Annotated in this window: 20 protein-coding genes and 1 pseudogene; 10 read left to right on the top strand and 11 right to left on the bottom strand. The window is 70.7% G+C overall.

Annotated elements, in window-relative coordinates:
- Positions 1–13 precede the first annotated feature (13 nt).
- Positions 14–3310 (bottom strand): right-handed parallel beta-helix repeat-containing protein, encoded by a 3297-nt coding sequence (locus tag OG210_RS08795; protein ID WP_328330787.1) that lies wholly within the window; start codon positions 3308–3310, stop codon positions 14–16.
- 172 nt (positions 3311–3482) lie between these two features.
- On the opposite strand from OG210_RS08795, the gene OG210_RS08790 reads away from it, so the two are divergent.
- Positions 3483–4733: a cytochrome P450 gene (locus OG210_RS08790; protein WP_371535653.1), complete on the top strand. Its 1251-nt coding sequence runs from the start codon at positions 3483–3485 to the stop codon at positions 4731–4733.
- Between the two features lie 67 nt (positions 4734–4800).
- On the opposite strand, the pseudogene OG210_RS08785 reads toward OG210_RS08790, so the two are convergent.
- Positions 4801–4905: pseudogene (locus OG210_RS08785) on the bottom strand (VOC family protein); the annotation flags it as partial.
- A 621-nt stretch (positions 4906–5526) separates the two neighbouring features.
- On the opposite strand from OG210_RS08785, the gene OG210_RS08780 reads away from it, so the two are divergent.
- Complete coding sequence (locus OG210_RS08780; RefSeq protein ID WP_328330791.1) at positions 5527–5817, top strand: anti-sigma factor antagonist; 291 nt, start codon at positions 5527–5529, stop codon at positions 5815–5817.
- On the opposite strand, the gene OG210_RS08775 is transcribed toward OG210_RS08780, so the two are convergent.
- Positions 5775–6476, bottom strand: a complete 702-nt coding sequence (locus OG210_RS08775) for a FadR/GntR family transcriptional regulator (protein WP_371535649.1) — start codon at positions 6474–6476, stop codon at positions 5775–5777. The genes OG210_RS08780 and OG210_RS08775 overlap by 43 nt on opposite strands.
- 187 nt (positions 6477–6663) lie before the next feature.
- Here OG210_RS08775 and leuA point away from each other — a divergent pair, with 187 nt between their 5' ends.
- The 3 genes from leuA (at position 6664) to OG210_RS08760 (ending at position 10155) form a co-directional block, all read left to right on the top strand.
- The gene (leuA, locus tag OG210_RS08770) at positions 6664–8415 is read left to right on the top strand and encodes a 2-isopropylmalate synthase (protein WP_328330795.1); all 1752 of its coding nucleotides are present in this window, start codon (positions 6664–6666) and stop codon (positions 8413–8415) included.
- A 128-nt stretch (positions 8416–8543) separates the two neighbouring features.
- Positions 8544–9302, top strand: coding sequence for a class I SAM-dependent methyltransferase (locus OG210_RS08765; RefSeq protein ID WP_328330797.1), 759 nt, complete (start codon positions 8544–8546; stop codon positions 9300–9302).
- 133 nt (positions 9303–9435) lie between these two features.
- Complete coding sequence (locus OG210_RS08760; RefSeq protein ID WP_328330799.1) at positions 9436–10155, top strand: A24 family peptidase; 720 nt, start codon at positions 9436–9438, stop codon at positions 10153–10155.
- A gap of 160 nt (positions 10156–10315) precedes the next feature.
- Here the strand turns inward: OG210_RS08760 and mgrA are convergent, their stop codons facing one another.
- Positions 10316–11401 (bottom strand): L-glyceraldehyde 3-phosphate reductase, encoded by a 1086-nt coding sequence (gene mgrA / locus OG210_RS08755; RefSeq protein ID WP_371535645.1) that lies wholly within the window; start codon positions 11399–11401, stop codon positions 10316–10318.
- 154 nt (positions 11402–11555) lie between these two features.
- Here mgrA and OG210_RS08750 point away from each other — a divergent pair, with 154 nt between their 5' ends.
- The 4 genes from OG210_RS08750 (at position 11556) to OG210_RS08735 (ending at position 16747) form a co-directional block, all read left to right on the top strand.
- A complete protein-coding gene (locus tag OG210_RS08750) occupies positions 11556–12317 on the top strand; it encodes an isoprenyl transferase (protein WP_328330803.1) in 762 nt (253 codons plus the stop codon).
- Between the two features lie 447 nt (positions 12318–12764).
- Positions 12765–14087 carry a PhoH family protein gene (locus tag OG210_RS08745; RefSeq protein WP_266853649.1) on the top strand — a complete coding sequence of 441 codons (1323 nt, stop codon included), beginning with the start codon at positions 12765–12767 and terminating at the stop codon, positions 14085–14087.
- A 408-nt stretch (positions 14088–14495) separates the two neighbouring features.
- Complete coding sequence (locus tag OG210_RS08740) at positions 14496–15206, top strand: transglycosylase SLT domain-containing protein (protein WP_328330806.1); 711 nt, start codon at positions 14496–14498, stop codon at positions 15204–15206.
- A gap of 113 nt (positions 15207–15319) precedes the next feature.
- Positions 15320–16747, top strand: a complete 1428-nt coding sequence (locus OG210_RS08735; RefSeq protein ID WP_328330808.1) for an AI-2E family transporter — start codon at positions 15320–15322, stop codon at positions 16745–16747.
- Between the two features lie 116 nt (positions 16748–16863).
- On the opposite strand, the gene OG210_RS08730 is transcribed toward OG210_RS08735, so the two are convergent.
- Together OG210_RS08730 and OG210_RS08725 are read right to left on the bottom strand one after the other, a co-directional pair.
- On the bottom strand, positions 16864–17397 hold the full coding sequence (locus OG210_RS08730) for an alkyl hydroperoxide reductase (RefSeq protein WP_328330810.1): 534 nt from the start codon (positions 17395–17397) through the stop codon (positions 16864–16866).
- A 12-nt stretch (positions 17398–17409) separates the two neighbouring features.
- On the bottom strand, positions 17410–17964 hold the full coding sequence (locus tag OG210_RS08725; RefSeq protein WP_327295569.1) for a peroxiredoxin: 555 nt from the start codon (positions 17962–17964) through the stop codon (positions 17410–17412).
- Positions 17965–18095: 131 nt separating this feature from the next.
- Here OG210_RS08725 and OG210_RS08720 point away from each other — a divergent pair, with 131 nt between their 5' ends.
- Positions 18096–19055 (top strand): hydrogen peroxide-inducible genes activator, encoded by a 960-nt coding sequence (locus OG210_RS08720; protein WP_328330811.1) that lies wholly within the window; start codon positions 18096–18098, stop codon positions 19053–19055.
- Positions 19056–19194: 139 nt separating this feature from the next.
- Here the strand turns inward: OG210_RS08720 and OG210_RS08715 are convergent, their stop codons facing one another.
- From OG210_RS08715 to OG210_RS08695, 5 genes are read right to left on the bottom strand one after another with little or no spacing between them, the layout of a single operon-like run.
- The gene (locus tag OG210_RS08715; protein WP_328330813.1) at positions 19195–21498 is read right to left on the bottom strand and encodes an FtsX-like permease family protein; all 2304 of its coding nucleotides are present in this window, start codon (positions 21496–21498) and stop codon (positions 19195–19197) included.
- Positions 21495–22181, bottom strand: a complete 687-nt coding sequence (locus tag OG210_RS08710) for an ABC transporter ATP-binding protein (protein WP_328330815.1) — start codon at positions 22179–22181, stop codon at positions 21495–21497. The genes OG210_RS08715 and OG210_RS08710 overlap by 4 nt, the downstream gene beginning before the upstream one ends.
- Positions 22178–22702, bottom strand: coding sequence for a PadR family transcriptional regulator (locus OG210_RS08705; protein WP_328330817.1), 525 nt, complete (start codon positions 22700–22702; stop codon positions 22178–22180). Before OG210_RS08705 ends, OG210_RS08710 begins: the two co-directional genes overlap by 4 nt.
- 26 nt (positions 22703–22728) lie before the next feature.
- A complete protein-coding gene (locus OG210_RS08700) occupies positions 22729–25053 on the bottom strand; it encodes an FtsX-like permease family protein (protein ID WP_328330819.1) in 2325 nt (774 codons plus the stop codon).
- Positions 25050–25742: an ABC transporter ATP-binding protein gene (locus OG210_RS08695; RefSeq protein ID WP_328330821.1), complete on the bottom strand. Its 693-nt coding sequence runs from the start codon at positions 25740–25742 to the stop codon at positions 25050–25052. Before OG210_RS08695 ends, OG210_RS08700 begins: the two co-directional genes overlap by 4 nt.
- Positions 25743–25944 lie beyond the last annotated feature (202 nt).

Raw genomic sequence — 25944 nt, 5'->3', positions numbered from 1 at the left:
CGGAGGCGGCGGCTCACACCACCAGGTCCTCCGGCAGCAGCATCCGCAGTTCCTGCGGTCCCGCCTCCGGCATCGTGCTCAGCCGTCCCGCCTGCCGCGTCATCATCGACTCCAGGACCCGCCGCGCGTACCTCGCGTTGCCGAAGTTCTCGTCGCGCGGCACCTCATCGAAGTGCCGCCTGAGCCGCGCCACGGTCTCGGGCGCGCAGTCGTACCCGTCGCGTTCGCACTGGCGCCGCACGATCTCCACCAGATGTTCCGCCGAGTACGCGCCGAACGTCACCCGGCGCGAGAAGCGGGACCCCAGACCGGGGTTGGAGCTGAGGAAGCGGTCCATCTCGCGCTCGTAACCCGCGACCACCACCGCCGTGTCGTCCCGGTGGTCCTCCATCAGCTTCACCAGGGTGTCGACCGCCTCCTGGCCGAAGTCCGAACCCGAGCCGCCCGCCGGGGTCAGCGCGTACGCCTCGTCGACGAAGAGCACACCGCCGCGCGCCCGCGCGAAGACCTCCTGGGTGAGCTGGGCGGTGTGCCCCACATAGCGGCCCACCAGGTCCGCCCGCGCCACCTCGATCAACTGGCCGCGCGGCAGCACCCCGAGCGCGCCGAGCAGCTCCCCGTACAGCCGGGCCACCGAGGTCTTGCCGGTGCCGGGCGGGCCGGTGAAGACCAGATGGTGGCCGACCGAGGGGGCGGGCAGCCCGGCCGCCCGCCGTCTGCGGGCCGTCGTCAGCAGGTTGACCAGGTCCTGCACCTGCGACTTGGCGTCCTCCAGGCCGACCAGCGCGCCCAGTTCGGCCATGATCGCATCCAGCCGCGTGTTGTCCGTGGGCTCGCTCTCACCGGCGCCGATGGCTGCCGCAGCCTGTTCGCCGACGTCCGAGGGGAGCAGGGTCGTCAGGTCCTCCTCGGAGACCTCCGGCATCTCGGAGAGCCGCAACGCCTGCCGGTCGATCAGCTCCTCGAACACCTTGCGGGCGGCGCGCGCGTTGCCGAACGAGGCGTCCTTGTGCATCCGCCCGAAGTGCACGGCCAGCGCCCGCTCGGTGTCCTCGCCCAGCGTGTAGCGGTTCTGCTCGCACTGCTTGCGCACGATGGTGATCAGCTCGGGGACCGTGTAGTTCTCGAACTCGACCGTACGGTTGAAACGCGACGCCAGCCCCGGGTTGGACGCGAGGAAGGTGTGCATCTCGGAGGAGTAGCCGGCCGCGATGACCACCACGTCGTCCCGGTGGTCCTCCATCAGCTTCACCAGCGTGTCGACCGCCTCACGCCCGAAGTCGGCGCCGCCGCCCGAAGGGCCTCCCTGGGTGAGTGCGTACGCCTCGTCGATGAACAGCACACCACCCATGGCCTGTTCGAAGACCTCACTGGTCTTGATGGCGGTGCCGCCGACCACCTTCGCGACCAGATCGGCGCGGGCCACCTCCACCAGATGCCCGGAGCGCAGCACACCGAGCGCCGCGAGGATGCTTCCGTACAGCCGCGCGACGCTGGTCTTTCCGGTGCCGGGCGGGCCCGCGAACACCAGATGGCGGGCGGTGGCCGGGACCGGGAGACCCGCCTCGCGGCGGCGCCGGGCCAGCCGGTTGAGGTTGACCAGGGTGGCGACCTGCTCCTTGACGGCACGCAGCCCGACGAGTTCGTCCAGCCGGGCGAGCGGCCCGCGCGGGTCGCCGGGGGCGCCGTCCGGGGCGTCGCCGTCGCCCGTGACGTCGGGCTCACCGTTGTCCTCGCTGGTCAGCCGGTCGAGTACCAGCTCGCCCTCGGTGGGTGTACGGCGCACGCCCGCACCCTTGTTTCCGGTGATGGTGCACCCCGAGGCGCGTACCCGCAGCCGGCTCACGGTCCGCAGTCCGTCCCCGCCGCCCGCGGTCAGGATGCACTCGGTCAGCTCGGCCGTCGCATCCGCCCCGACACTCGCGCCGTGTCGTCCGGCATTCCCGACCCGGACCCGGACGGCCGTCAACTCCGCCTCGGAACCGTCCACTTCAAGACCATCGCCGCCCGCTCCTTCGACTTCGCAGTCGACCAGCATGACGACGCCGCCCGCCAGGACCGACACCCCGGCCCGCGCGGCGGACCGTACGGCGGTGCCCTGCAGCGAGGGGCGGGAGCCGTCGACCCGGACACCGCAGCCACCGGCCGAGGTCACCGTGGACGCCTCGACCTTCCCGCGCGCCCCGCCGCGCAGCTCGATGCCGTGGCCCCCGGTGTCCGACACCTCGATCCGCCGCAGCACCGGGTCGGCGCCCTCCGCGACGACGATTCCGTGCCCGGCGACACCCGTCACCGTCACCCGGTCGAGCCGGGCGGTGCAGCCGCCGGTGAGTATGACGCCGTCGGCCGCGCCCCCGGCGACTTCCGTACGCAGCACGGTCGTCGACGATCCGTCCTGCACGAGCAGCCCGGCCGACCGGGCCCCGCTGATCCGGGCGTCGGAGACGGTGCCCCGGGAGCGCCCGGTGACGGCGATGCCGTGTCCGCCGGGGCGGTCGATCCGTATCCGGTCCAGCTCGGGGTCGGTCCCGCCGGAGAGGGTGACGCCGTGGGTCGTGGAGCCGGTGGCCGAGCAGTCGGTCAGTACCGTCTGCGCGGCCGTCGATATGTGGAAGCCGATCACACAGTCGTCGACCCGTACGTCCGTGAACCGCGTCGTCGCGTTCTCCTCGACGGCGACACCGGGCTTCACGGTCCGCTCCACCGTGACATCCGTGAAGCTGCCGCGCGCCCGCCCGTTGGCCAGTACGCCGTTGCCACCGGCGTCCCGCACCGTGCAGCCGCGCACCTCGGTGGCCGCGTCGTCGCCCAGCACGATCCCCGAACTGCCCAGCCGTTCCAGTACACAGTGCTCGACGACGCTGGTCCGCGACGACAGGTCGACGATCCCCGCGCCCGCCGGATTGCTCACGGTGGTGTCGCGGATGGCGAGCGAGCCCTCGTCCCTGGAGAGCAGCGCGGCCCAGGAGTTGCCGAGCACCTCGCACTCCTCCAGGGCGGCCTGGCCGTGCGGCACATCCACCACCGGCTCGTCCTCGTCGCCGCCCCCGCCCGCGACCAGCCGCAGCCCGGAGAGCTTCACGGCCTCGGCGAGCACCTGTACGGCGCTGCCGCTGCGCGGCGCGATCTCGACGGTGCTGCCCGGCTCGTGGGCCACGACGGTGACCAGCTTGGTGACGACCAGGTTCTCGTCGTACCGCCCGGCCCTGACACTGATCACCGAGCCGCCGCGCGCCGCGTTCAGCGCCTCTCCGATGGTGCGGTGGTCGCCCGCGCCTGCCGGGTCCACGACGATCAGATGGCGCGCCACAGGGGCTCCCTCGTGCTCGGTACTCCGGTCGGCCGACGGCCGCCCGACCGGACACCATCATGCCAAGGGACCGAGTGTGGTGATCTCCGGCCCGGGGCGTCTTGGCCCGCTCCACCGCTGTCACCGTCAACTAGCCTGCTGACGGCTCAAATCGACGACCGAGGGAGCGCCCATGGCGACCGCCCAGGAGATACCCGACATCCTTTCACCGGAGTTCGCGGCGGACCCGTACCCCGTCTACCGCGCCCTGCGCGAGTCCGTGCCGTTGCTCTGGCACGAGGCCATGCAGAGCTATGTCGTCTCGCGGTACGAGGACGTGGAGCGGGTCTTCAAGGACCGCGACGGGGAGTTCACCACCGACAACTACGACTGGCAGATCGAACCGGTGCACGGCCGGACGATCCTCCAGCTCAGCGGGCGCGAGCACGCGGTCCGCCGAGCCCTGGTCGCCCCGGCCTTCCGGGGCAGCGACCTGGAGCAGAAGTTCCTGCCGGTCATCGAGCGCAACGCCCGCGAGCTGATCGGTGCGCTGCTCGACGGCACCGCTCCGGGCATCGCTCCGGGCACCGCGTCGGGGACCGTGGACCTCGTGGAGGGGTTCGCCACCCGCTTCCCCGTCAATGTCATCGCCGACATGCTCGGCCTGGACAAGGCCGACCACGCAAAGTTCCACGGCTGGTACACGTCGGTGATCGCGTTCCTCGGGAACCTGGCCGGGGATCCGGAGGTCGCCGCGGCCGGCGAGCGCACCCGCCAGGAGTTCGCCGCGTACATGATCCCGGTCATCCAGCACCGCAGGGAGCGCCCCGGCGACGATCTGCTCTCCGCGCTCTGCGCGGCCGAGGTCGACGGGGTGCGGATGAGCGACGAGGACATCAAGGCCTTCTGCAGCCTGCTCCTCGCGGCCGGCGGCGAGACCACGGACAAGGCCATAGCGAGCATCTTCGCCAATCTGCTCGCCCACCCGGAGCAGCTCGCCGCGGTACGGGCCGACCGCACCCTCATCGACCGGGCCTTCGCCGAGACCCTGCGCTTCACGCCGCCCGTCCACATGATCATGCGGCAGACCGCGAAGGAGGTCACCCTCAGCGGTGGCACCGTCCCGGCCGGTGCCACCGTGACCTGTCTGATCGGCTCGGCCAACCGGGACGGCGAGCGGTACGCCGACCCCGACACGTTCGACATCTTCCGTACCGACCTGACGTCGGCCACGGCGTTCTCGGCGGCGGCCGACCATCTGGCCTTCGCGCTGGGCCGGCACTTCTGTGTGGGTGCCCTGCTGGCCAGGGCCGAGGTGTCGATCGGGGTCGGTCAACTGCTCGACGCGATGCCGGACATGCGCTTCGCGGAGGGGTATCTCCCGGCCGAGGAGGGGGTGTTCACCCGGGGGCCGCGGGAGGTTCGCGTACGGTACGGCGCCTGACTCATAGGGCGGCCGGCCCACCGGGCAACCGGCCCCCGGGTGGGACAGCCGCCCGGTGGGCGCGGGCTCAGCCCGCGTTGCCGTACGGCTGGGTGATCACTTCCATGGCGTGCCCCGACGGATCGATGAAGTAGACCCCCCGGCCGCCGTGCAGGTGGTTGATCTCGCCGGGGAAGGGCTGGGATGCCGAATCGGTACCGGGCTGGGATGCTGGATCCGGTACCTCTGTCCCTGTTCCTGTTCCTGTTCCTGTTCCTGCCTCTTGCCCTGTCGTTGTTTCTTCCGCTACCGCTGTTTCTTTTGCTGCTGCTTCTGATTCCGATGATTCCGACACTGTGGAATGCCTCCAACGGGCATCCCACGGGCTACCTGACCGCACGGGTCCATACGTGCGGGCCCCTGCGCCGGGCCGTGCGGACAACTCGGCTCGGGCGGGCGGCGGTTCACATCTGCTCACCGGCTGCTTCACCCAGCCAGGTGAATCAGGGCAAGCATGCACGTTTCTGCACCGCGGTGCTTTTTAGGGTGTGTCACGTTGCCCCGGCCCTCGTCGGCCGGCCGGCCCGTTGCCGCCGACCGAACCGATGCCACAGCGACCGATCGGGGGTCTGTCATGGATGCGAAGGACGAGCACACGGAACACGCAGAGCACGGCCACGCAGAGAAGTCAGAGCACGCACAGCACGCAATGAAGTCGGAGAAGTCGGAGAGGCCAGAGAGGCCAGAGCAAACGGAGCCGTCCGGCCCCGGTCCCGGCCCCGTCGTCCGCAGTTACACCGCGGGCCGTTTCACCGTGGTCGAACTGCGCGGCGAGATCGACCTCCTCGCGGCAGGCGACATCCGTGAGTGCACCGACGCCGCCACCGCGCCCCGGGGCGCGCGCGTGATCGTCGACCTCCGCCCCGCGACCTTCATCGACTGCGCGGCGCTGGGACTGCTCTGCCGCGCCAGGCGGCGGGTGCTCGACCGTGGCGGCTCCATCGACCTGGTCTGCACCCGCGCGCTGCATCTGCGGATGCTGCGGGTCACCGGTCTGGCCCGCTACTTCCCGAGCAGCCCCACCGTGGCCGAGATCTCGGCCTGAAGGATCCGGCCCGCGGCGTCCGCGTCACCCCAGCGGACCGCCGCCACCAGCGCGGTGTGCGGTTCGTCCCCGTGGTTCGGGTCATGACCGCGCAGGCCGAGCAGCGCCACCAGCTCGATGAGCCCCTCCCGCAGCACGGGGACGAAACGGTCGAAGAGATCCGTCAGTACGGGGTTGTGTGCGGCGGCGACCACCGCCGCGTGCAGGGCGATGTCCGCGTCCACGAAAGCCGCGTCGTCCGCTCCTGAGGCCGCGGCCCGACGCCCCTCCAGAGCCGTGTTCATCGCGGCCAGATCACTGTCCGTACGCCGGGCCGCGGCCAGCCGGGCCGCGTGGATCTCGACCATCGACCGGACCTCGTACACATCCGCGACGGCGGCCCTGCGCAGCCGCGTCGGCCAGTCCTCCGCGGCTTCGGTGGCGATGACGAAGACCCCCGCGCCCTGCCGGGACCTGAGCAGCCCCGACCCGGCCAGCGCGCGCACCGCCTCCCGGACCGTGGAGCGGCCGACCCCGAGGGTCCTGGCCAGCGTCGTCTCGCCGGGCAGCTTGGTGCCGACCGGCCAGTGGCCCGACGTGATCTGCGCGCGCAACTGCTCTGCGGCCTGCTCGGCCAGCGGGCTGGGGCGCAGGGAGCCCAGTGGTGGGGGTGATGACACGTACGGCCACCTCTCAGGTTGTCTGAGGAGTTGAGTCGTGGTTACTGTACCCGGCATGAAGCTGCGTGGTCTCCTTCTCGGCCGCCGCAGCGGGGCCTGACGACACGACCGGCACCCCGCTGCGGGGCTCTGCGCTGCCGGTCGTTCCGCAGCACGGCCGGAAGAGCCGAAGAGAAGGAAGCGACCCATGCAGTTCCCCACCCTCCGTACGCCGCGGGGCCCGGTGCCGCCCGGCGCCCCCGGCTGGAACCCGCAGCGCGCCAGCGCCATGCCGTCCCACCGCTACCGGTCCGCCCACGAGCGGGTCTCCGTGCCGCTGGCCGACGCCGACCGCGGCTGGCCCTCGCGCCGGTTCGAGCAGGCTCCGCTCTGGGTGCCCGTCGATCTGCGCGACGGCAATCAGGCGCTCGCCGAACCGATGGACCCGGCCCGCAAGCGCCGGATGTTCGACCTGCTGGTGACCATGGGGTTCAAGGAGATCGAGGTCGGATACCCGTCGGCCAGCCGTACGGACTTCGACTTCGTACGGCAGCTCGCGGAGCCCGGCGCCGTACCCGACGACGTCACCGTCGTCGTCTTCACCGCCGCCCGCCCCGATCTCATCGAGCGGACCTTCGCCTCCATCGAGGGACTACCGCGCGCCGTCGTGCACCTCTACACCGCCACCGCTCCGGTCTGGCGCGAAGTCGTCCTGGGGCGGACCAAGGGCGAACTGGCCGCGCTCGTCAGGAAGTCGGCCGAACAGATGGCCCGGCTCGCGGACGCCTCCGCCGGCTCCGTACGGTTCGAGTTCTCGCCCGAGGTCTTCAACCTCACCGAGCCGGACTTCGTCCTGGAGATCTGCAACGGCCTGACCGAGCTGTGGGACGCCTCGCCGGACCGGCCGGTCATCCACAACCTCCCGGCCACCGTGGAGATCGCCACCCCCAACGTCTACGCCGACCAGATCGAGTACATGCACCGCCACCTGGAGCGGCGCGGCTCGGTCGTCCTCTCCGTGCACCCGCACAACGACCGGGGCACCGGCGTCGCCTGCGCGGAGCTGGCCGTCCTGGCCGGGGCGCAGCGCGTCGAGGGGTGCCTCTTCGGCAACGGCGAACGGACCGGCAACGTCGACCTGGTGACCCTCGCCCTCAATCTGCACGCCCAGGGCATCGACCCGATGGTGGACTTCTCGGACATCGACGAGATCCGGCGCACCGTCGAGTACTGCAACCGCCTCCCGGTGCACGAACGGCACCCGTACGGCGGCGACCTCGTCCACACCGCCTTCTCCGGTACGCACCAGGACGCCATCAAGAAGGGGATGGCCCACCAGTCGGGCCGCGAGCTGTGGACCGTGCCGTATCTGCCGATCGATCCGGCCGACGTGGGCCGCGACTACGAGGCCGTCATCCGGGTCAACAGCCAGTCGGGCAAGGGCGGGATGGCGTATCTGCTGCAGACCGGGTACGGACTCGACCTGCCGCGCCGCCTCCAGATCGACTTCTCGTCGGTGGTCCAGCGGGAGGCCGACGACAGCGGCGAGGAGATCACCGGCAAGCAGCTGTGGGAACTGTTCAGCACGGTGTACCTCGCACCCGGTGAGGACGGGCCGCTGGTGCTCGGCGACTGGCGTACGGCCGAACTGGGCGGGGGAGAGCACGAGTTCAGCTGCACCCTGAACGGTGTGCCGTACCGGGGCACCGGCAACGGGCCGCTCTCCGCCTTCACCGCCGCCCTCGCCCGGGCGGGGACGGAGGCCGGCATCCTGCACTACAGCGAGCACGCCACCGGCGCCGGGCCGGACAGCCCGGCCGTCGCGTACGCCGAGTGCCGGGTGGGCGGACGGACGTACTGGGGCGCGGGACGGGACACCTCCGTCCTGACCGCATCGGTGCGCGCGGTGCTCGCAGCGGTGAACCGCGCCGCGTGGTGCGACGTCCGGCCGGCCGGATAGCGAGAGTGGCCGGATAGCGAGAGTGCCGTACGCCTCGGCCGCCGGGGCCGGCCACGCGTGACGGCCGCACCCGGCAGCACGTAAAACCGCTGGCAGGCCGCCCGCCGGGCCTGCCAGACTTGGTTCCCATGTCCAGGACCTTTGAAGAGCTGGTGGCCGAGGCCGACTCCGTATCCGTCGACGGCTGGGACTTCTCCTGGCTGGAGGGGCGTGCCACCGAGGAGCGCCCGTCGTGGGGGTACGCCCGCGCGATGGGGGAGCGGATGGGCCGGGCCTCGGCCGCCCTCGACATCCAGACCGGGGGCGGCGAGGTGCTGGCCGGGGTGGCGAAGCTGCCGCGGCTGACGGTGGCCACCGAGGCCTGGCCGCCGAACGTGGCCAAGGCCACGGCCCTGCTGCATCCGCTGGGTGCGGCGGTGGTGGCCGACCCGGACGAGCCGCCGCTGCCCTTCGCCGACGGGGCCTTCGACCTGGTCGTCAGCCGCCACCCGGTGAAGGCCCACTGGCAGGAGATCGCCCGGGTGCTGGCACCGGGCGGTACGTACTTCTCCCAGGAGGTCGGCCCGGCCAGCGTCTTCGAGCTCGTCGAGTACTTCCTCGGCCCGCAGCCCGAAGCGCGCAAGGGGCGCGACCCGGAGGCGGCACGCACCGCGGCGCTGGCGGCGGGCCTGGAGGTGGTCGATCTGCGGCTGGAGAGCCTGCGCACCGAGTTCTTCGACATCGGCGCTGTCATCTACTTCCTGCGCAAGGTGATCTGGATGGTGCCCGGGTTCACCACCGAGGCGTATCTGCCGCAGCTCCGGGCCCTGCACGAGCGGATCGAGGCCGAGGGGCCGTTCCTGGCGCACACGACACGCTTCCTCATCGAGGCCCGCAAGCCGCGTTGACGCACCTTTGGCCTCCGGCGCACGGTTCGGTGATGCACCTTTGATCTCCGGCGCACGGTGGCCCCGGCTCCCTCCGGCCCCGGCCAGGGCGACGCCGGACCCCTCATGCGCCGCCCGGTCTAAACTCGGCCGGGTGTCTGCCGCGCTGATCGTCGTACTCGCCGCCTGCTTCGGCGCCGCCGTGGGGACCCTGCTGCCGCGCCCCGCCTACCGCCTCGCGGTGGCCCCCGGGACCCCCTGGCACGGGACCACCCCGTCGGGGCAGCCCATCGCCGGCTGGCTCGGCCCGGCGCGCGGGACCAGCGGCTGGTACGGACCGAGTACACCGGCGACCGCCGCGCTCACCGCCCTGTGCTGCGCCGCCCTCGCCGCGGCGGCGGGGCCCGTCCCCGAAGTGGCCGTCTGGGTGCTGCTCGCGCCCGCCCTCGTCCTGCTGGCCCTGGTGGACCGCGCGGTGCAGCGGCTGCCCGACGTCCTCACTCTGCCCATCGTGGCGGCGACCGCGGTCCTGCTGGGAGCCGCGGCGCTGCTGCCCGGCGCGCGGGGCTCCTGGACGGGCGCCCTGCTCGGCGGACTCGCCCTGGGCGGCGGCTACTTCGTGCTCTTCCTCATCAACCCGAACGGCATGGGCTTCGGCGACGTCAAGCTGGCGGCCGGTCTCGGGGTGGCCCTCGGCTGGTACGGCTGGGGGGTCCTGCTGCTCGGCACCTTCGCCGGTTTTGTCTACGGCGCCCTGTACGGCGTCGGCCTCATCCTGCGGGGGCGTGCGGGACGCAAGAGCGCGATGCCGTTCGGGCCCTTCATGGTGGCGGGCGCGCTCACCGGTCTGCTGCTGGGCGGCTTCGGAGCGTAATCCCTGGCGTCCGGGGGCACGGCGTGGCCCCAACACGACTTATGAAGGGTTATGGTGGAAACCCCCCCTCGGGCCGGTCCGTATCCCCCCCCACGGACCGGCCCGTTTTTTCTGCCCCGCTACGCGGGCCCGCTCTCCCGCCCCGCGCCGCTTCCGGCGGTCAGCTCCGGCCGGCCCAGATGTTCGTGCCCGCGGTGTCGACGGCGAACGAGTCGATCTCGGTCAGCTCCTCGGCGGAGAGCGGGGCCGCCGCAAGCGCCGCCACGTTCTCGTCCAGCTGCTTCACGCTGGAGGCGCCGATGAGCGCGGACGTCATCCGCGGATCGCGCAGCACCCAGTTGAGTGCCAGCTGCGCCAGGGACTGGCCGCGCCGCTTCGCGATCTCGTTGAGCCCGTTGAGCCGGCGTACGACCTCGTCCGAGAGCAGGCCAGGGTCGAGCGACTTGCCCTGAGTGGCACGCGAACCCTCCGGGATGCCCTTCAGATACTTGCCGGTGAGCAGGCCCTGCGCGAGCGGCACGAAGGAGATGCAGCCCATCCCGGCCGTCTCCAGGGTGTCGAGCAGCCCGTCGTCCTCGGTCCAGCGGTTGATCATGGAGTACGAGGGCTGGTGGATCAGGGCGGGGACCCCCATCTCCTTGAGGACGCGGGCCGCCTCCGCGGTCTGCTCGCTGTTGTACGAGGAGACCCCGACGTACAGCGCCTTGCCCTGCTGCACGGCGGAGGCCAGCGCGCCCATCGTCTCCTCGAGGGGAGTGTCCGGGTCGAAGCGGTGGGAGTAGAAGATGTCGACGTAGTCGAGACCCATCCGCGTGAGCGAGGCGTCCAGCGAGGACAGCAGGTACTTGCGCGAGCCCCACTCGCCGTACGGGCCGGGGTGCATCAGATAGCCGGCCTTGGTCGAAATGACCAGTTCATCCCGGTACGGGGTGAAGTCCTGGGCGAAGAGCTTGCCGAAGTTGAGCTCGGCGGAGCCGGCCGGCGGGCCGTAGTTGTTCGCCAGGTCGAAATGGGTGACGCCGGTGTCGAAAGCGCGGCGGAGGATCGCGCGCTGCGAGTCGAGCGTGCGGTCGTCGCCGAAGTTGTGCCACAGGCCGAGCGAGACAGCGGGGAGTTTCAGCCCACTGCGACCGCTGCGCCGGTACTCCATTGAGTCGTATCGGTCATCAGCGGCGAAATAACGAAGAGAATCAGTCACAGGCCCCTCCTTATCACGGACTTGTGACAGGCCGGGTTGGGCTGTCATGACCCCTGCGCAGTACTGTGGCGGCTCGGGCGATTGCCACCGCACGGAGCTCTGGACTCGGTGCTGTGCCGTCCCGGGGGGACGCCCCCCGGGGCCCCAGCCGGAAAAGCACGTCGGGCAGGGCGTCCGGCACGACATCGCGAGGTGAATCGCAGTGAACTTGCGCGACCTGGTGTACGGGCTCTACGCACGTCGGGTGGAAGGCCGCCTCGACCACGACCAGGTGCCCAAGCACATCGGACTCATCCTGGACGGCAACCGGCGCTGGGCCAAGGCGTCCGGAGGCACTGCCGCGCAGGGGCACAAGGCCGGGGCTGACAAGATCACCGAGTTTCTCGGCTGGTGCGCGGAGACCGAGGTCGAGGTCGCCACGCTCTGGCTGCTCTCCACGGACAACTTCGACCGCCCGCAGGAGGAGCTCACCGCGCTCTTCGGCATCATCGAGGACACGGTCAGGGGCCTCGCGGCGGACGGCCGCTGGCAGGTCCACCACGTCGGCGCGCTCGACCTGCTCCCCGGCCACACCCAGGCCGTCCTCAAGGAAGCCGAAGAGGCGACCACGGGCAACACCGGAATACTCGTCAATGTCGCGGTCGGCTACGGCGGGCGCCAGGAGATCGCCGACGCGGTCCGCTCGCTCCTGCTGGAGCACGCCGAGAAGGGCACGTCCTTCGAGGAACTGGCCGAGACCGTCGACGTCGAGCGCATCTCGGAACACCTCTACACGCGCGGCCAGCCCGACCCGGATCTGGTGATCCGCACCAGCGGGGAGCAGCGCCTCTCCGGGTTCATGCTCTGGCAGAGCGCGCACTCCGAGTATTACTTCTGCGAAGTCTTCTGGCCCGCCTTCCGCAAGGTCGACTTCCTGCGGGCGCTGCGCGACTACGCGGCCCGCCACCGGCGCTACGGCGCCTGAGCCTCCCCGGCCCGCGCCCGCCGGGCCCCCGTGCGCTCTCCTCGCGCACCCTTTCGAGTGATGGCCTGAACATTTCGCTTTCCCGGAGTGGACACCCGGTGGCGCGCGGACGTCGCGCCGGTCAGCCGCGGGTGACCGGCGGGTGAAAACCTCCCGGTACGCACCGCCGCTGGCAGGAACCGGTCGTACGCCTTGGCATGGCAGCGGGCGTTCGCGGGAATACCCCTTCCAGGTCGACGTCCGGTCCACGGATGTCGTATCTCAGTGAGCGGCCCGGTCCGCTCGCCCGGGAGGCCCTTTGCACCAGGAAGACCGTGCGGTGAGCGCGGGCGACGTGGAGGGCCGGGTCCGGCCTCCGCGCTGGTGGGGGCCCGCCCCGGTCCCAGCAGCCCGCGACGCCGTCGCTCCCCGACCTCAGGCTTGTGTCCAAAGGGGGTACGTCCTTCCGTGGTGACCAGCACTAAGCGCCGCATGCCCGACAGGCGCACTTATGTTCTTGACACCAGCGTCCTGCTGGCCGATCCCAACGCCATGACCCGGTTCGACGAGCACGAGGTCGTGCTCCCGATCGTCGTGGTCACGGAACTGGAGGCCAAGAGGCACCATCCGGAGCTCGGCTACTTCGCCCGGCAGGCACTGCGCCTGCTGGACGACTTCCGGGTGAGGTACGGACGTCTCGACGCCCCTCTTCCCATGGGCGAACTCGGCGGGACCCTCCGTGTCGAACTCAACCACTCGGATCCCAGCGTGCTCCCGGCCGGCTACCGGCTCGGGGACAACGACTCACGCATCCTCGCGGTCGCGCGCAACCTCCAGGCCGAGGGATTCGACGTCACCGTCGTCTCCAAGGACCTGCCGCTGCGCATCAAGGCCTCGTCCGTGGGGCTCCTCGCCGAGGAGTACCGCGCCGAACTGGCGATCACGGACTCCGGTTACACGGGGATGAGTGAACTGACCCTCTCGCCCGACCAGGTGGACCTGCTGTTCTCCGAGGACACCCTTTATGTACCGGAGGCCGCCGAACTGCCCGTGCACACCGGCATGGTGCTCCAGTCCGAGCGAGGCAAGGCGCTGGGCCGGATCACGGCCGAGGGCAATGTGAAGCTCGTACGGGGCGACCGCGAGGCCTTCGGGCTGCACGGCCGCAGCGCCGAGCAGCGCATCGCGCTCGATCTCCTCCTCGATCCGGACATCGGCATCATCTCGATGGGCGGCAGGGCCGGCACCGGCAAGTCCGCACTGGCGCTCTGCGCGGGTCTTGAGGCCGTCCTGGAGCGCAGGCAGCACCAGAAGGTGATGGTCTTCCGTCCGCTGTACGCGGTCGGCGGACAGGAACTCGGCTATCTGCCCGGCTCCGAGTCCGAGAAGATGGGGCCCTGGGCGCAGGCGGTCTTCGACACCCTCTCCTCGGTGACGAGCCGGGACGTGATCGAGGAAGTGGTCGGCCGGGGCATGCTCGAAGTCCTGCCGCTCACTCATATCCGGGGCCGCTCACTCCACGACGCGTTCGTCATCGTGGACGAGGCGCAGTCCCTGGAGCGGAACGTCCTGCTGACGGTGCTCTCCAGGATTGGCTCGAACTCGCGGGTCGTACTGACCCACGATGTCGCCCAGCGGGACAACCTGCGGGTGGGCCGGTACGACGGAGTGGTCGCCGTCGTGGAGAAACTGAAGGGGCATCCGCTCTTCGCCCACGTCACCCTCACCCGGTCCGAGCGTTCGCAGATCGCCGCACTGGTGACCGAAATGCTGGAGGACGGACAGCTCTAAAGGCTATTGCCAGACATCGGTCCGTACGGTAGTGGCCAGTTGAAGCCGCCCGGCAAGGCGCAGGAGCCTAGCCGGGCGGCTCTCTGTTGCGCAGCAATCTCCAGAAAACTCGTGCGCCAAACGGGGTGTGAGCTTTAACACTCGGCCGACGTTTGCCTTGAAGCGTGGGCTTCGGGCAGAGTCTTGCTTCCGTCAGGCCCCGCATACGGCACACGTTCACCCTCAGGGGTGCAGCACCACACAACTCAACACTTGCCGCCGTATGCCGCCCGAGCACCACGCGGCACTTCCGTAAGGGAGTTGCCCACCGGGTCAGCGCCTCCCGTGACCTGTACGCCAGGGAGGCCCGCGCCAGGGGCACGATTGCGTCCGCGAGGTCACGAGCGGTCGCTGCTGGAAGGAAACCGTGTGAGCCGGATTTCGGTCCGGGGATTCGCGGTGGCGTCAGCCACTGCGGTCACCACCGTAGGAGCAGTTGTCGGCGTCGCATCGGGCAGCCCAATGCCCGCAGGCGACAACATCGATGCAGCCTCCGCCGCGGACACGACGACTCTCGCAGACATTCCTGATGGTCAGCAGGCCCAGGTCGCATCGCTGACGGAGCAGGCAGACACCCAGGCGGTGCAGGCCGACGCGGCAGCGAAGAAGTCAGCGGAGGAGTCGGCCCGCATCCAGGCCGCCAAGGACGCGAAGTCCAAGAAGGAGGCTGCCGACGAGGCAGCCGCCAAGGCCAAGGAGGCCGCGAAGAAGCGCGCCGAGGAGAAGAAGCAGGCAGCCAGCCGCTCTTCCGTCCGCGACGCGAGCAGCTTCGCTTCCCAGGGCTCGTACACGGCCGCACAGGTCCAGGCCATGGCACGGCAGATGATGCCGTCCGACCAGTTCCAGTGCTTCAGCAACATCGTGAGCCATGAGTCCGGCTGGAACTACAAGGCGGTCAACGCCGGTTCCGGTGCCTACGGTCTCGTGCAGGCTCTCCCCGGTTCGAAGATGTCGTCCGCGGGCGCCGACTGGCAGACCAATCCGGCCACGCAGATAAAGTGGGGCCTGAACTACATGAACAGCCGCTACCACAGCCCCTGTGGCGCGTGGTCGTTCTGGCAGGCCAACAGCTGGTATTAGAGCGGCCCGTCCGCTCAACTTCATGGAGCCCCCCGCCGTCCTTCGGTGGGGGGCTTCCGTGCGTGTACGGTCGGGCTCCGGATGAGACGCGCGGTCGGGGGAAGAGGAAGAGGATGTCGAAACTGCCGGACTGGCTGGGGCGCGTGGGCTCTGAACTCACTCACATGGGTGAAAGGTTGGAGGAACGCCGTTCCGCGGACGATGTGGACGGCGTCGCCGGTGTAACGGGGACCGCGTCGCACGGCGGCTCCGGCGGGGCCGGGCATCCGGCACCCGGGCAGGTGCCGCCGCCCCCGGACTACGCGCCGGCCGTCGCGGCCCGCCCCGACCCGGTGGCCGCAGTGCCGTGGGGAATGCGGGTGGCGGCCGAGGCGGGCTGGCGGCTCCTCGTCCTCGCGGGGACCCTCTGGGTGCTGATGCGGGTCATCAGCGCCATCCAGCTGGTCGTCCTCGCGTTCGTCGGCGCGCTGCTCGTCACCGCGCTCCTCCAGCCGACGGTCGCCAGGCTCCGGCGGGCCGGACTGCCACGGGGGCTGGCCACCGCGCTGACCGCGATCCTCGGCTTCGTCATCATGGGTCTGGTCGGCTGGTTCGTGGTCTGGCAGGTGATGGAGAACCTGGACAACGTCTCCAGCCGGGTCCAGGAGGGCATTCAGGAGCTGCGGCGCTGGCTGCTGCACAGCCCGTTCCATGTGACGGACAAGCAGATCAACGAGATCGCCAAGAACCTGAGCGACACCGTCGGCACCAACACGAACGAGATCACGTCGGCCGGCCTCCAGGGCGTCACGGTCATGGTGGAGTTCCTCACCGGGATGCTGCTGGCGATGTTCTCGACCCTCTTCCTGCTGTACGACGGGGCGCGCATCTGGCAGTGGATGCTCAAGCTCGTCCCGGCGCAGGCCCGTCCGGGGGTCGCGGGCGCCGGGCCGCGTGCCTGGCGGACGCTGACGGCGTATGTGCGCGGCACGGTGATAGTGGCGCTGATCGACGCGATCTTCATCGGGCTCGGGCTCTTCTTCCTCGATGTGCCGCTGGCCGTGCCGCTGGCCGTCTTCATCTTCCTGTTCGCGTTCATCCCGCTGGTGGGCGCCGTGATGTCAGGTGCGCTCGCGGTGGTCGTCGCGCTGGTGACCCAGGGCCCGTTCACGGCGCTGATGGTGCTGATAGTGGTACTCGCCGTGCAGCAGATCGAGGGCCATGTGCTCCAGCCGTTCATCCTCGGCCGTGCGGTGCGGGTCCACCCGCTGGCGGTGGTCCTCTCGGTGGCCGCCGGCGGCATGATCGCCGGAATCGGCGGTGCGGTGGTGGCGGTTCCGCTGGTGGCGGTGACCAACACGGTGGTCGGCTACCTCCGCGCGTACAGCATGGAGACCGCGCTGAGGGCCGCACCCCACCAGCAGAACCAGCAGCAGAAGGAGACCCCGACGGCCCCGGCTCCGGTACCGGTGCCCGCGCCGCCGGAGTCCAAGCCCGGGCCCGGTCCGGAGCCGGTGCCCGACGTCCGGGCCCCGGCGCCCGGGACCGAGCTCCCCGAGTGACATCCGGGCCGGAGACGGCGTCCGGAGCAGTGGTGCCCCACGGCCCGAACGGATGAGCAGAAAACCCCGGTGGTGCGTTTCCGCACGTCACCGGGGTTTCGTGTACGCCGTTGCCGCTACTCGGCCAGGACGGCCTCGGCGTCGAGCGTCACGCCGACCGCCTGCAGGACGGAGGCGATCTTGAAGGCCTCCTGGATGGTCTCGCGGTCCACGCCCGCCTTGCGGAGCACCTGCTCGTGCGAGTCGAGGCACTGGCCGCAGCCGTTGATCGCGGAGACGGCGAGCGACCAGAGCTCGAAGTCGACCTTCTCGACGCCCGGGTTGCCGATCACGTTCATCCGCAGACCGGCGCGGAGCGTCCCGTACTCCGGGTCCGACAGCAGGTGCCGGGTCCGGTAGAAGACGTTGTTCATCGCCATGACGGCCGCCGCGGACCGGGCCGCGGTGTACGCCTCGGGGGAGAGGTTCGCCTTCGCCTCGGGCTCCAGCTCGCGCAGTACCAGCGGCGAGCGCGAAGCGATGGCGCAGGCGAGGACGGTGCCCCACAGCTGCTGCTTCGGCAGGTCGCTGTTGCCGATCACCGAACCGAGGTTCAGCTTCAGGTCCTTGGCGTAGTCCGGTATGGCGGACTTCAGTTCGTCGAGTGACATCGTGGAATCAGCTCACTCGCCCGAGAGGAGCGCGACCGGGTCCAGGGTGCTCTCGCCCTTGGTCCAGTTGCAGGGGCACAGCTCGTCGGTCTGCAGGGCGTCGAGGACCCGCAGGACCTCCTTGGGGTTACGGCCCACGGAACCGGCGGTCACCATCGTGAACTGGATCTCGTTGTTCTGGTCGACGATGAAGACGGCGCGCTGCGCGAAGCCGTCCTCGCCCTCGATGCCGAGGTCGCGCATGAGCTCGTGCTTCGAGTCGGCCAGCATCGGGAAGGGCAGGTCGGTGAGGTCCGGGTGGTCCTTGCGCCAGGCGTGGTGCACGAACTCGGAGTCACCGGAGAAGCCGAGGACCTGGGCGTCGCGGTCGGCGAACTCCTCGTTCAGCTTGCCGAAGGCGGCGATCTCGGTCGGGCACACGAAGGTGAAGTCCTTGGGCCACGCGAAGACGATCTTCCACTTGCCTTCGTAGGTCTTGTGGTCGATCTGCGCGAACTCCTTGCCGCTCTCCAGCGACACACAGGCAGTCAGGTCGAACTGGGGGAACTGGTCACCGACAGTGAGCACGTACTCTCCTTGCAGCTTCGGAATTCCCTTTTGGGGCGTTCCTGGGGGGTTGGACGGGTTACAGAGTGACACAGGATCCATTGATCACAGAAATAGCTAGACTTGGTGGTTGTGATCGGAGGTACCTATCAGTGACCCACGTATATACGGGCGGAACCGCCCACAAGGGGAAGCAGCCCACCGTTGCGCAGCTGCGTGCCTTCGCGGCCGTGGCGGAGCATCTGCACTTCCGGGACGCGGCCGCCGCGATCGGCATGAGCCAGCCCGCCCTGTCGGGTGCCGTATCGGCCCTGGAGGACGCCCTCGGCGTACAGCTCCTGGAACGGACCACCCGCAGGGTGCTGCTGTCGCCCGCCGGGGAGCGGCTCGCGGTGCGGGCCGCGGCGGTGCTCGACGCGGTCGGCGAGCTGATGGACGAGGCCGACGCGGTACGGGCGCCCTTCACCGGGGTGCTGAGGCTCGGGGTGATTCCCACCGTCGCCCCGTATCTGCTGCCGACCGTGCTGCGGCTCGTCCACCGCGAGTACCCGGCCCTCGACCTCCAGGTGCATGAGGAGCAGACGTCCTCGCTCCTGGAGGGGCTGGCCGCCGGGCGGCTCGACCTGCTGCTGCTCGCGGTCCCGCTCGGTATGCCGGGGGTCGTGGAACTGCCCTTGTTCGACGAGGAGTTCGTGCTGGTCACCCCGCACGAGCACTGGCTGGCCGGGCGCACGGACATTCCGCGGGACGCCCTGCGCGAGCTGGATCTGCTGCTGCTCGACGAGGGGCACTGCCTGCGGGACCAGACGCTGGACATCTGCCGGGAGGCGGGGCGCGCCGACGGTGTGCCGGTGACGACCACGGCCGCCGGGCTCTCCACGCTGGTCCAGCTCGTGGCCGGCGGACTCGGGGTGACGCTGCTGCCGCGTACGGCGGTACGGGTGGAGACCGGGCGCAACGACCAGCTGGCCACGGCGTACTTCGCGGAACCCGCGCCGATGCGGCGGATCGCGCTGGCGATGCGGGCCGGGGCGGCGCGCCAGGAGGAGTTCACCGCGTTCGCCGCCGCGCTGCGGGAAGGGGTGCGGCCGCTGCCGGTCTGGCTGGCCTGACGGTGCGGGGCCCCGGTGTGTCGGGCCGCGGTGTCGGGCCGCGGTGTCGGGCCGCGGTGCGAGGGCCCGGTGTGTCCCGCGCGGTGCGGGGACCCGCCCCGGTGTGTCCGGCGGGCCCCCGCAGCATGGAACCGCGCCGCTACTCCGTGCGCAGCCCCTCCGGCCGCATCAGCCGCCACAGCGGCGGCAGGCTGAGCAGCGTCACCAGGACGACCACGCCGCCGCCGATACCGGCCATCGCCGCCACCGCAGGCCAGTTGACCGAGACCGGGTGGCCGACCATGTCGAGCAGGACCGCCCCCAGGCCCAGGCCCACGACCGTGGCGAGCAGCAGGCCCAGGGCGACCGGCACGGCCGTCTGCCACAGCACCGACCAGCTCATCGTGGAGCGGCGGGTACCGAAGGCCGTCAGCGCGGCCAGCAGCTTGCGGCGGTCACGCAGCTGCTCCAGGACCGAGACCAGCAGGCTCGCGCCGATCAGCAGGAGCACCGCGGCCGCGCCGATGTACAGCCCCTTGCGGACGCTCGCGAAGCGGTTGTCCTCGTGTGTCTCGTGCAGGGCGTCGGCCGGCGTCAGCGGATTGACCTTCGCCGCGCTGTTACGGACCAGCTCGATGGCATCCGGCTCCGAAGGGTCGAGCGAGATGTAGTCCGTGCTGTCCAGGGCAAGGTGCCGCAGCGCGGGCAGCGCCCCCGGCGTGAGCAGGACGCCCCCTCCGCTGGAGCGGCCGGCCGGGTCGGCCGTGACCTGCACCGTGCGGGTCCTGGCCGGGATGGTCCAGGTGAGGCTGTGGTCGCCCGGCTTACTGAAGGGCGCCTTGATGAACAGCCGTTTGCCGGGTGCGGCGACCTTGGCGACGTTGTCGTCCCAGCCGCCGGTGGCGATGAACGCGTCGCCGTCCTCGCAGGACGGGAGAGCGGCCAGGACCCGGAGCGACGCGCAGTCGCCGGTGTACATATCGCTGGTCTGCTCAGCGTTCTCCGTCCTCCCGGCATTGGCCCGGCCGACCGTGAGCACGCTCCGTACGCCGTGCGTGGAGCGCAGCGCGTCGGCCATCCGGGTCTTCGTGAGGTCGCTCTGGACGATCATCTGGGCACGTGAGGTGTCAGCCCCGGTCTGCTTGCTGTAGTCGCCGTCGATCCCCGCGAACAGCATCTGGAGCGCGATGGCGCCGGCGACCGCGACGGCGATGCCGTTGACGAGCCGGGCGGCGGTACCGCTGGTCATCTGGAGCCTGCGGACGGCCAGTTGCCAGGCGACGGTGGAGCCGCCCAGGCGGTTCACCACGGCCTCGATCAGCCAGGGCAGCAGCGCCGTCACGCCGATCAGCAGCAGCACGCTGCCGCTGATCACCAGCGTGCTGTTGAAGTGGCCCGAGGTGCGGCCCTTGCCCAGCATCGGCACCAGCAGGGCGAGCCCGGCGACCGGCAGCAGCACCCGCCACCAGACCCGGCGGCGGCGCGGGACCGAGGTGCGGACGACACCGAGCGGCTCGATGACCACACCGCGCAGCGCGAACAGCGTGACGGCGACGGCCGCCGCGGGCACCGCGAGCACGACCCCTACGGCCAGCGCCGCACTCGGGTTCACGTCAGCGGGGAAGAGGTTGATCCCCGCCACATCGATGTCACCGACGAACGCCCGGCCGATCAGGAAGAACGCGGCGCCGAAGAGCACCCCGAGCAGGGAGCCCGCCAGCGCCTCGCCGGCCGCGATACGGCGGGTCATCCGGGAGTCCGTACCCACCAGCCGCAGCGCGGCGAGCCTGCGGTCCCTGCTGTCGCTGCCGAAGCGCACGGCCGCCGCGATGAAGACACCCACCGGCATCAGCAGCACCACGAAGGTGATCACGACGAGCAGTCTCAGGACCGGGTCCATGGCGTCGAGGGGCGGCAGATGCGCGAAGGACGTGATACGCCGCACCATGCCGGTTTCGTCCAGGGTGAGGTGGCCGTCGCCCGCGTAGTAGGCCAGTTCGTTCGGGCCGGTCAGGCCGGCGTCGGCGATGGTGCCGGTGATCCGGTACGGGAGGCGCTCACGCAGCAGTGCGCCCTTGTCCGACGCCAGCAGCGTGCGCAGCGCGGGTGACACCAGCATCTCGCCGTTGCCGGGCAGCGCACGCGTGCCGGGCGGCAGCGGTGCGTCGGGGCCCTCGCCGCGCACCAGCCGGCCGCGGACGGCGGTGCCCTTGTACACGGTGTCCGCGACCGCGAGGAGCATGGTGTTGTGGGCGGGCTTGTCGATCATGACCGCACCGAAGTCGTTGCGGTTGTCCTCCCGCGCGTTCCGGGCGGCGAGCGCGCCCGGTATCGCGGTGGTGAACAGCAGCAGCGCCACCCCGAGGCCCACGCCGACCGCGGTCAGCAGGGTCCGGGTCCAGCCCTCGCGGCCCCCGCCGACAGCGAACTTCATGCCCATCGTGAGGTCTTGGGTCGGGCTCATACCAGCTGCTCCAGATCGCGGGACCTGCCGTCGCGTACGACGACCTCGCGGTCCGAGTAGGCGGCGACGCGTGCTTCGTGGGTGACGAGGACGACGGCCGCGTTGGTGGAGCGGGCCGCCTGGGTCAGGAGTTCCATCACGCGCTCGCCGTTGAGGGAGTCGAGCGCGCCGGTCGGCTCGTCGGCGAAGAGCACGCGCGGCCCGGTCACCAACGACCGTGCCACGGCGACGCGCTGGCCCTGTCCGCCGGAGACCTCGCCGGGACGCTTGTGCCCCAGCTCGGCGACCTCCAGGCGCTCCATCCACTCCAGCGCCCTGCGCTCGGCCTCCTTGCGCTTGGTCCCGTTCAGGCGCAGCGGCAGGGCGACGTTCTCCGTGCAGGTCAGCTCGGGGACGAGCTGGCCGAACTGGAAGACGAAGCCGAATTCCGTACGGCGCAGCGCGCTCCGCTCGGCGTCCGGCATCGTGGACAGCTCCTGCCCCTGGTACGTGATGGAGCCCGAGTCGGGGCGGACGATACCGGCGAGGCAGTGCAGCAGCGTCGACTTGCCGGAGCCCGAAGGCCCCATGATCGCGACCACTTCGCCCGCGTGGACGGAGAACGCGGCGCCGTCGAGCGCGGTGGTCGGGCCGTACGCCTTGTGCAGGTCGTCGGCGTACAGCAGCGAACCGGCGGGGGTCACGGGTTTACCTCCTTGGCGAGCTGGCCGAGCCGCGCAGCGGTCAGTTCGAGCCAGCGCAGGTCGGCTTCCAGGTGGAACAGGGCGTGGTCGCAGATCAGTTGGTCGGCGAGGTCCCCGCGGCGCTTGCGGTCGGTGAGGATGCGCATCAGCCGCAGATGCTCCGCGCGCTGGGTGTCCAGCAGATCGGCCGCGGGGCGGCCGGTGAGCAGCGCGAGGACGACCTTGGTGTAGAGCGTCGACTGGAGGTAGGGCTCGGGCTTCTCGGGTGTGGCGAGCCACTGGTCGACGTCGCTGATGCCGGCGTCGGTGATCGCGTACCGCTTGCGCTCGGGACCGCCCCCGGTCTCCATCGCGTCGACCTCGACGAGACCGTTCTTCAGGAGGCGGGACATGGTCGAGTAGACCTGCCCGTAGTGCAGCGGCCGGTCATGGCCGAACTTCTCGTCGAAGGCGCGCTTGAGGTCGTAGCCGTGGCGCGGCCCCGACTCCAGGATGCCGAGCAGAGTGTGGCCGATGGACATGTGCGAGGACCTTTCTGAGGACGGCGTTATTCGGTACGGAGGCCGTCGGGGCGCATCATGCGCCACAGCGGAGGAAGACTGAGCAGGGTGACGAGCAGGATCAGCGCGCCCCCGGCCCCGGCCAGCGGGACGAACCCCCACCAGTCCGTCACGGACTTGCCGACCAGCCGCAGCAGCGCGGCGCCGAGCCCGAGACCGCCGGCGACGGCGAGCGCCAGGCCGAGGACCACCGGGACCGCGGTCTGCCAGAGCACCGACCAGCCCAGGGTGGGCCGGCGGGTACCGAAGGCCACCAGGACCGACAGCAGCTTCCGGCGCTCGCGCAACTGCTCGAGCTGCGACACGAGCATGGAGGCGGCGATCAGCGCCATGGTCGCGACCGCGCCCGCGAGTAGCCCGTTCTCGATGCTCGCGTACTGCTTGTCGCGGTCGACCACCGTGAGGTCCCACACCCGCATGAGCGGGTCGATGCGGGCCGCGGTGTTCCGTACGTACTCCGAGGCGTCCGGCACCGAGTGGTCGACCTCGACCAGGGCGCGGGTCTGGGCCTCCGGGAGCTGAGCCTCGCTGATCGCGGACGGTGTGACGAGGATGCCGTTGCGCTTCTCGCCCATCGGGTCGGTGCGGGCCATGACCGTGGGCGAGTCCTTCGGGAGCGTCCACAGCAGGGGCTTGCTGTCCCGGCCGACGTTGAGCTTGCCGCCCGGCCGTACGGTCTTGTCCACCCAGGCGTTCATCTCCTTCTGCCCCTCGACATGGGCGACGAAGGTGTCACCGTCCTTGCAGGACGGGAGGTGGGCCAGCTCGCGCAGGGTCGGGCAGTCGCCCATGGTGATCATGGTGGTGGGCCAGGGGCCCGCCGCGTTCAGGTCGGGGTCGCCGCCGGGCTTGTCGGCGTAGGACTCGATGGTGCCGATGACCGCCTTGACGCCCTTGGTGCCCTCGAAGGCGTGGATCATCTGCCGGGCCCGTCCGGCGCTGGGATAGTCCGCTTCGACGTGCATCTGGGCGCGGCCCGGGTCCTGGTTGGTGTTCTTGTTGAAGTCGTCGTGCAGCCCGACGAAGTACATCTGGAGCGCGACCGCACCGGCGACGGCGACCGTGATGCCGCTGACCGCGCGGGCCGCCGACCCGCTGCTCAGCTGGAGCCTGCGGGTGGCCAGCTGGAACGGGACGGGGCCGCCCTTCAGCCGGGCGACGACCGCCTCGACGACCCAGGGGAGCAGCAGGGTCAGCCCGGCCAGCACCAGGATCGCGCCGATCGCGACGGGGTACGGATTGACGAGGCTGCTCCCGTCGGTGATCCGGCCCATGCTCAGCAGCACCACGACGCCGGCGACCGGCATCACCAGACGCCACCAGAGGCGGCGCCGGCGGGTGGCGCCCTGCCGGGCGACCCCGAGCGGTTCGACGGTGACCGACCGCATCGCGAACAGCGTGACCAGCACCGCCGAGACCGGCACGGCCAGCGAGACCAGCACCGCGAGTGCGGGGACCGGGGCCAGGTCGGACGGGAACGCGGACATCTTCCAGAGCTGGATGCCGCCGATGAACTGCCGGCCCACGAAGAAGACGGCCCAGCCGAGCAGCACCCCCAGGACCGACCCGGCGAACGCCTCGCCCGCCGCGATCCGCCGGGTCATCCGGATGTCGGCGCCGACCAGCCGCAGCGAGGCGAGCCGCCGGTCGCGGCGGTCGCCGCCGAAGCGGACGGCGGTGGCGATGAAGATGGCCACCGGGGTGAGCAGCACGACACAGCCCAGGATGGAGAGCACGACGAGCTGCGGGGAGAGCGGCGGGCTCAGCGGTCCGCCGCCGAAGTGCGCGATCCGGGCGGCGCCCGTGTGCGTGGTGAGGGTGGAGCTGCCCGCGTAGTAGTACAGCTCGCCCGGATCGCTCAGTCCGGCCTGGCCGATGGTGCCGGTGATCCGGTACGGGATGCGCTCGCACAGCAGTCTGCCGCCGGCCGAGCCCAGCAGTTCCTTCAGGGCGGGCGAGACCACCATCGTGCCGGGGGCGGGGATCGCGCCGATGCCGGGCGGGGTGATCGGGTGGCCGCCGTCCGGGCGGAGCAGATAGCCGGTCACGGAGTTGCCGTGGTACTCGCTCTCGGCATGTCCGTACAGCAGTGTCGTATCGCTGCGCGGGACCGGATCCCCCGCTGTGGAGAAGCTGCGGGCGTCTCCGCGCACCGACTGGACGCTCACCGCGCTGGGCAGTGCGGACGCGGCGAGCAGCAGGGCCACCCCGAGCGCGACGCCTACGGCGGTGAGCGTGGTGCGCGCCCAGGCCTCGCGGCCGCCGGTCACCGCGAACCGGACCCCCATGGCGAGGTCGTTCAGACGGCTCATGCCGCGCTCTGCGCGAGGTGGTCGCGGGACTTGCCGTCGCGTACGACGACCTCGCGGTCCGAGTAGGCGGCGACGCGTGCTTCGTGGGTGACGAGGACGACAGCGGCATCGGTGGAGCGGGCGGCCTGGGTGAAGAGTTCCATGACGCGCTCGCCGTTGAGGGAGTCGAGCGCGCCGGTCGGCTCGTCGGCGAAGAGCACGCGCGGCCCGGTCACCAGCGAGCGGGCGATGGCGACGCGCTGGCCCTGTCCGCCGGAGACCTCGCCGGGTCGCTTGTGCCCGAGCTCGGCGACCTCCAGGCGCTCCATCCACTCCAGCGCCCTGCGCTCGGCCTCCTTGCGCTTGGTCCCGTTCAGGCGCAGCGGCAGGGCGACGTTCTGCACACAGGACAGTTCGGGGACGAGCTGGCCGAACTGGAAGACGAAGCCGAAGTCCGTACGGCGCAGGGCGCTGCGGCCGGTGTCGTTCATCGCGGTGAGGTCGTGGTCCGCGTACCGGATGGTGCCGGAGTCGGGGCTCACTATCCCGGCCAGGCAGTGCAGCAGTGTCGACTTGCCGGACCCGGAAGGGCCCATCACCGCGACGATCTCGCCGGGTGCGATGGCGAAGTCCGCACCGTCCAGGGCGGGGGTCGATCCGTAGACCTTGTGAAGGTCTGTTGCGCTGAGCAACGGAGGCTGGGATGGCATGACCGGGACTATACGCACTCCGTATACCCACTGTGTATACCGGGGGTGCATAGTGCCGGAAAACCAGGACAATCCAGGGTAATCAGGGCGACTTGAAGGGGAGATCGTCCGGGAGTGGCAACCTTGTGGGCTTCCTGCTCGTCGGTTCCCTATGACACAGGTGCTGATTGTCACGTGTGGAAAGGGTCGCTTGAGGTGGTCC

It is taken from the genome of Streptomyces sp. NBC_00466, assembly GCF_041433995.1.
GTDB lineage: Bacteria > Actinomycetota > Actinomycetes > Streptomycetales > Streptomycetaceae > Streptomyces.
The sequence above is the reverse complement of the archived record's forward strand: the minus strand, read 5'-3'. Positions and strand labels throughout refer to the sequence as shown.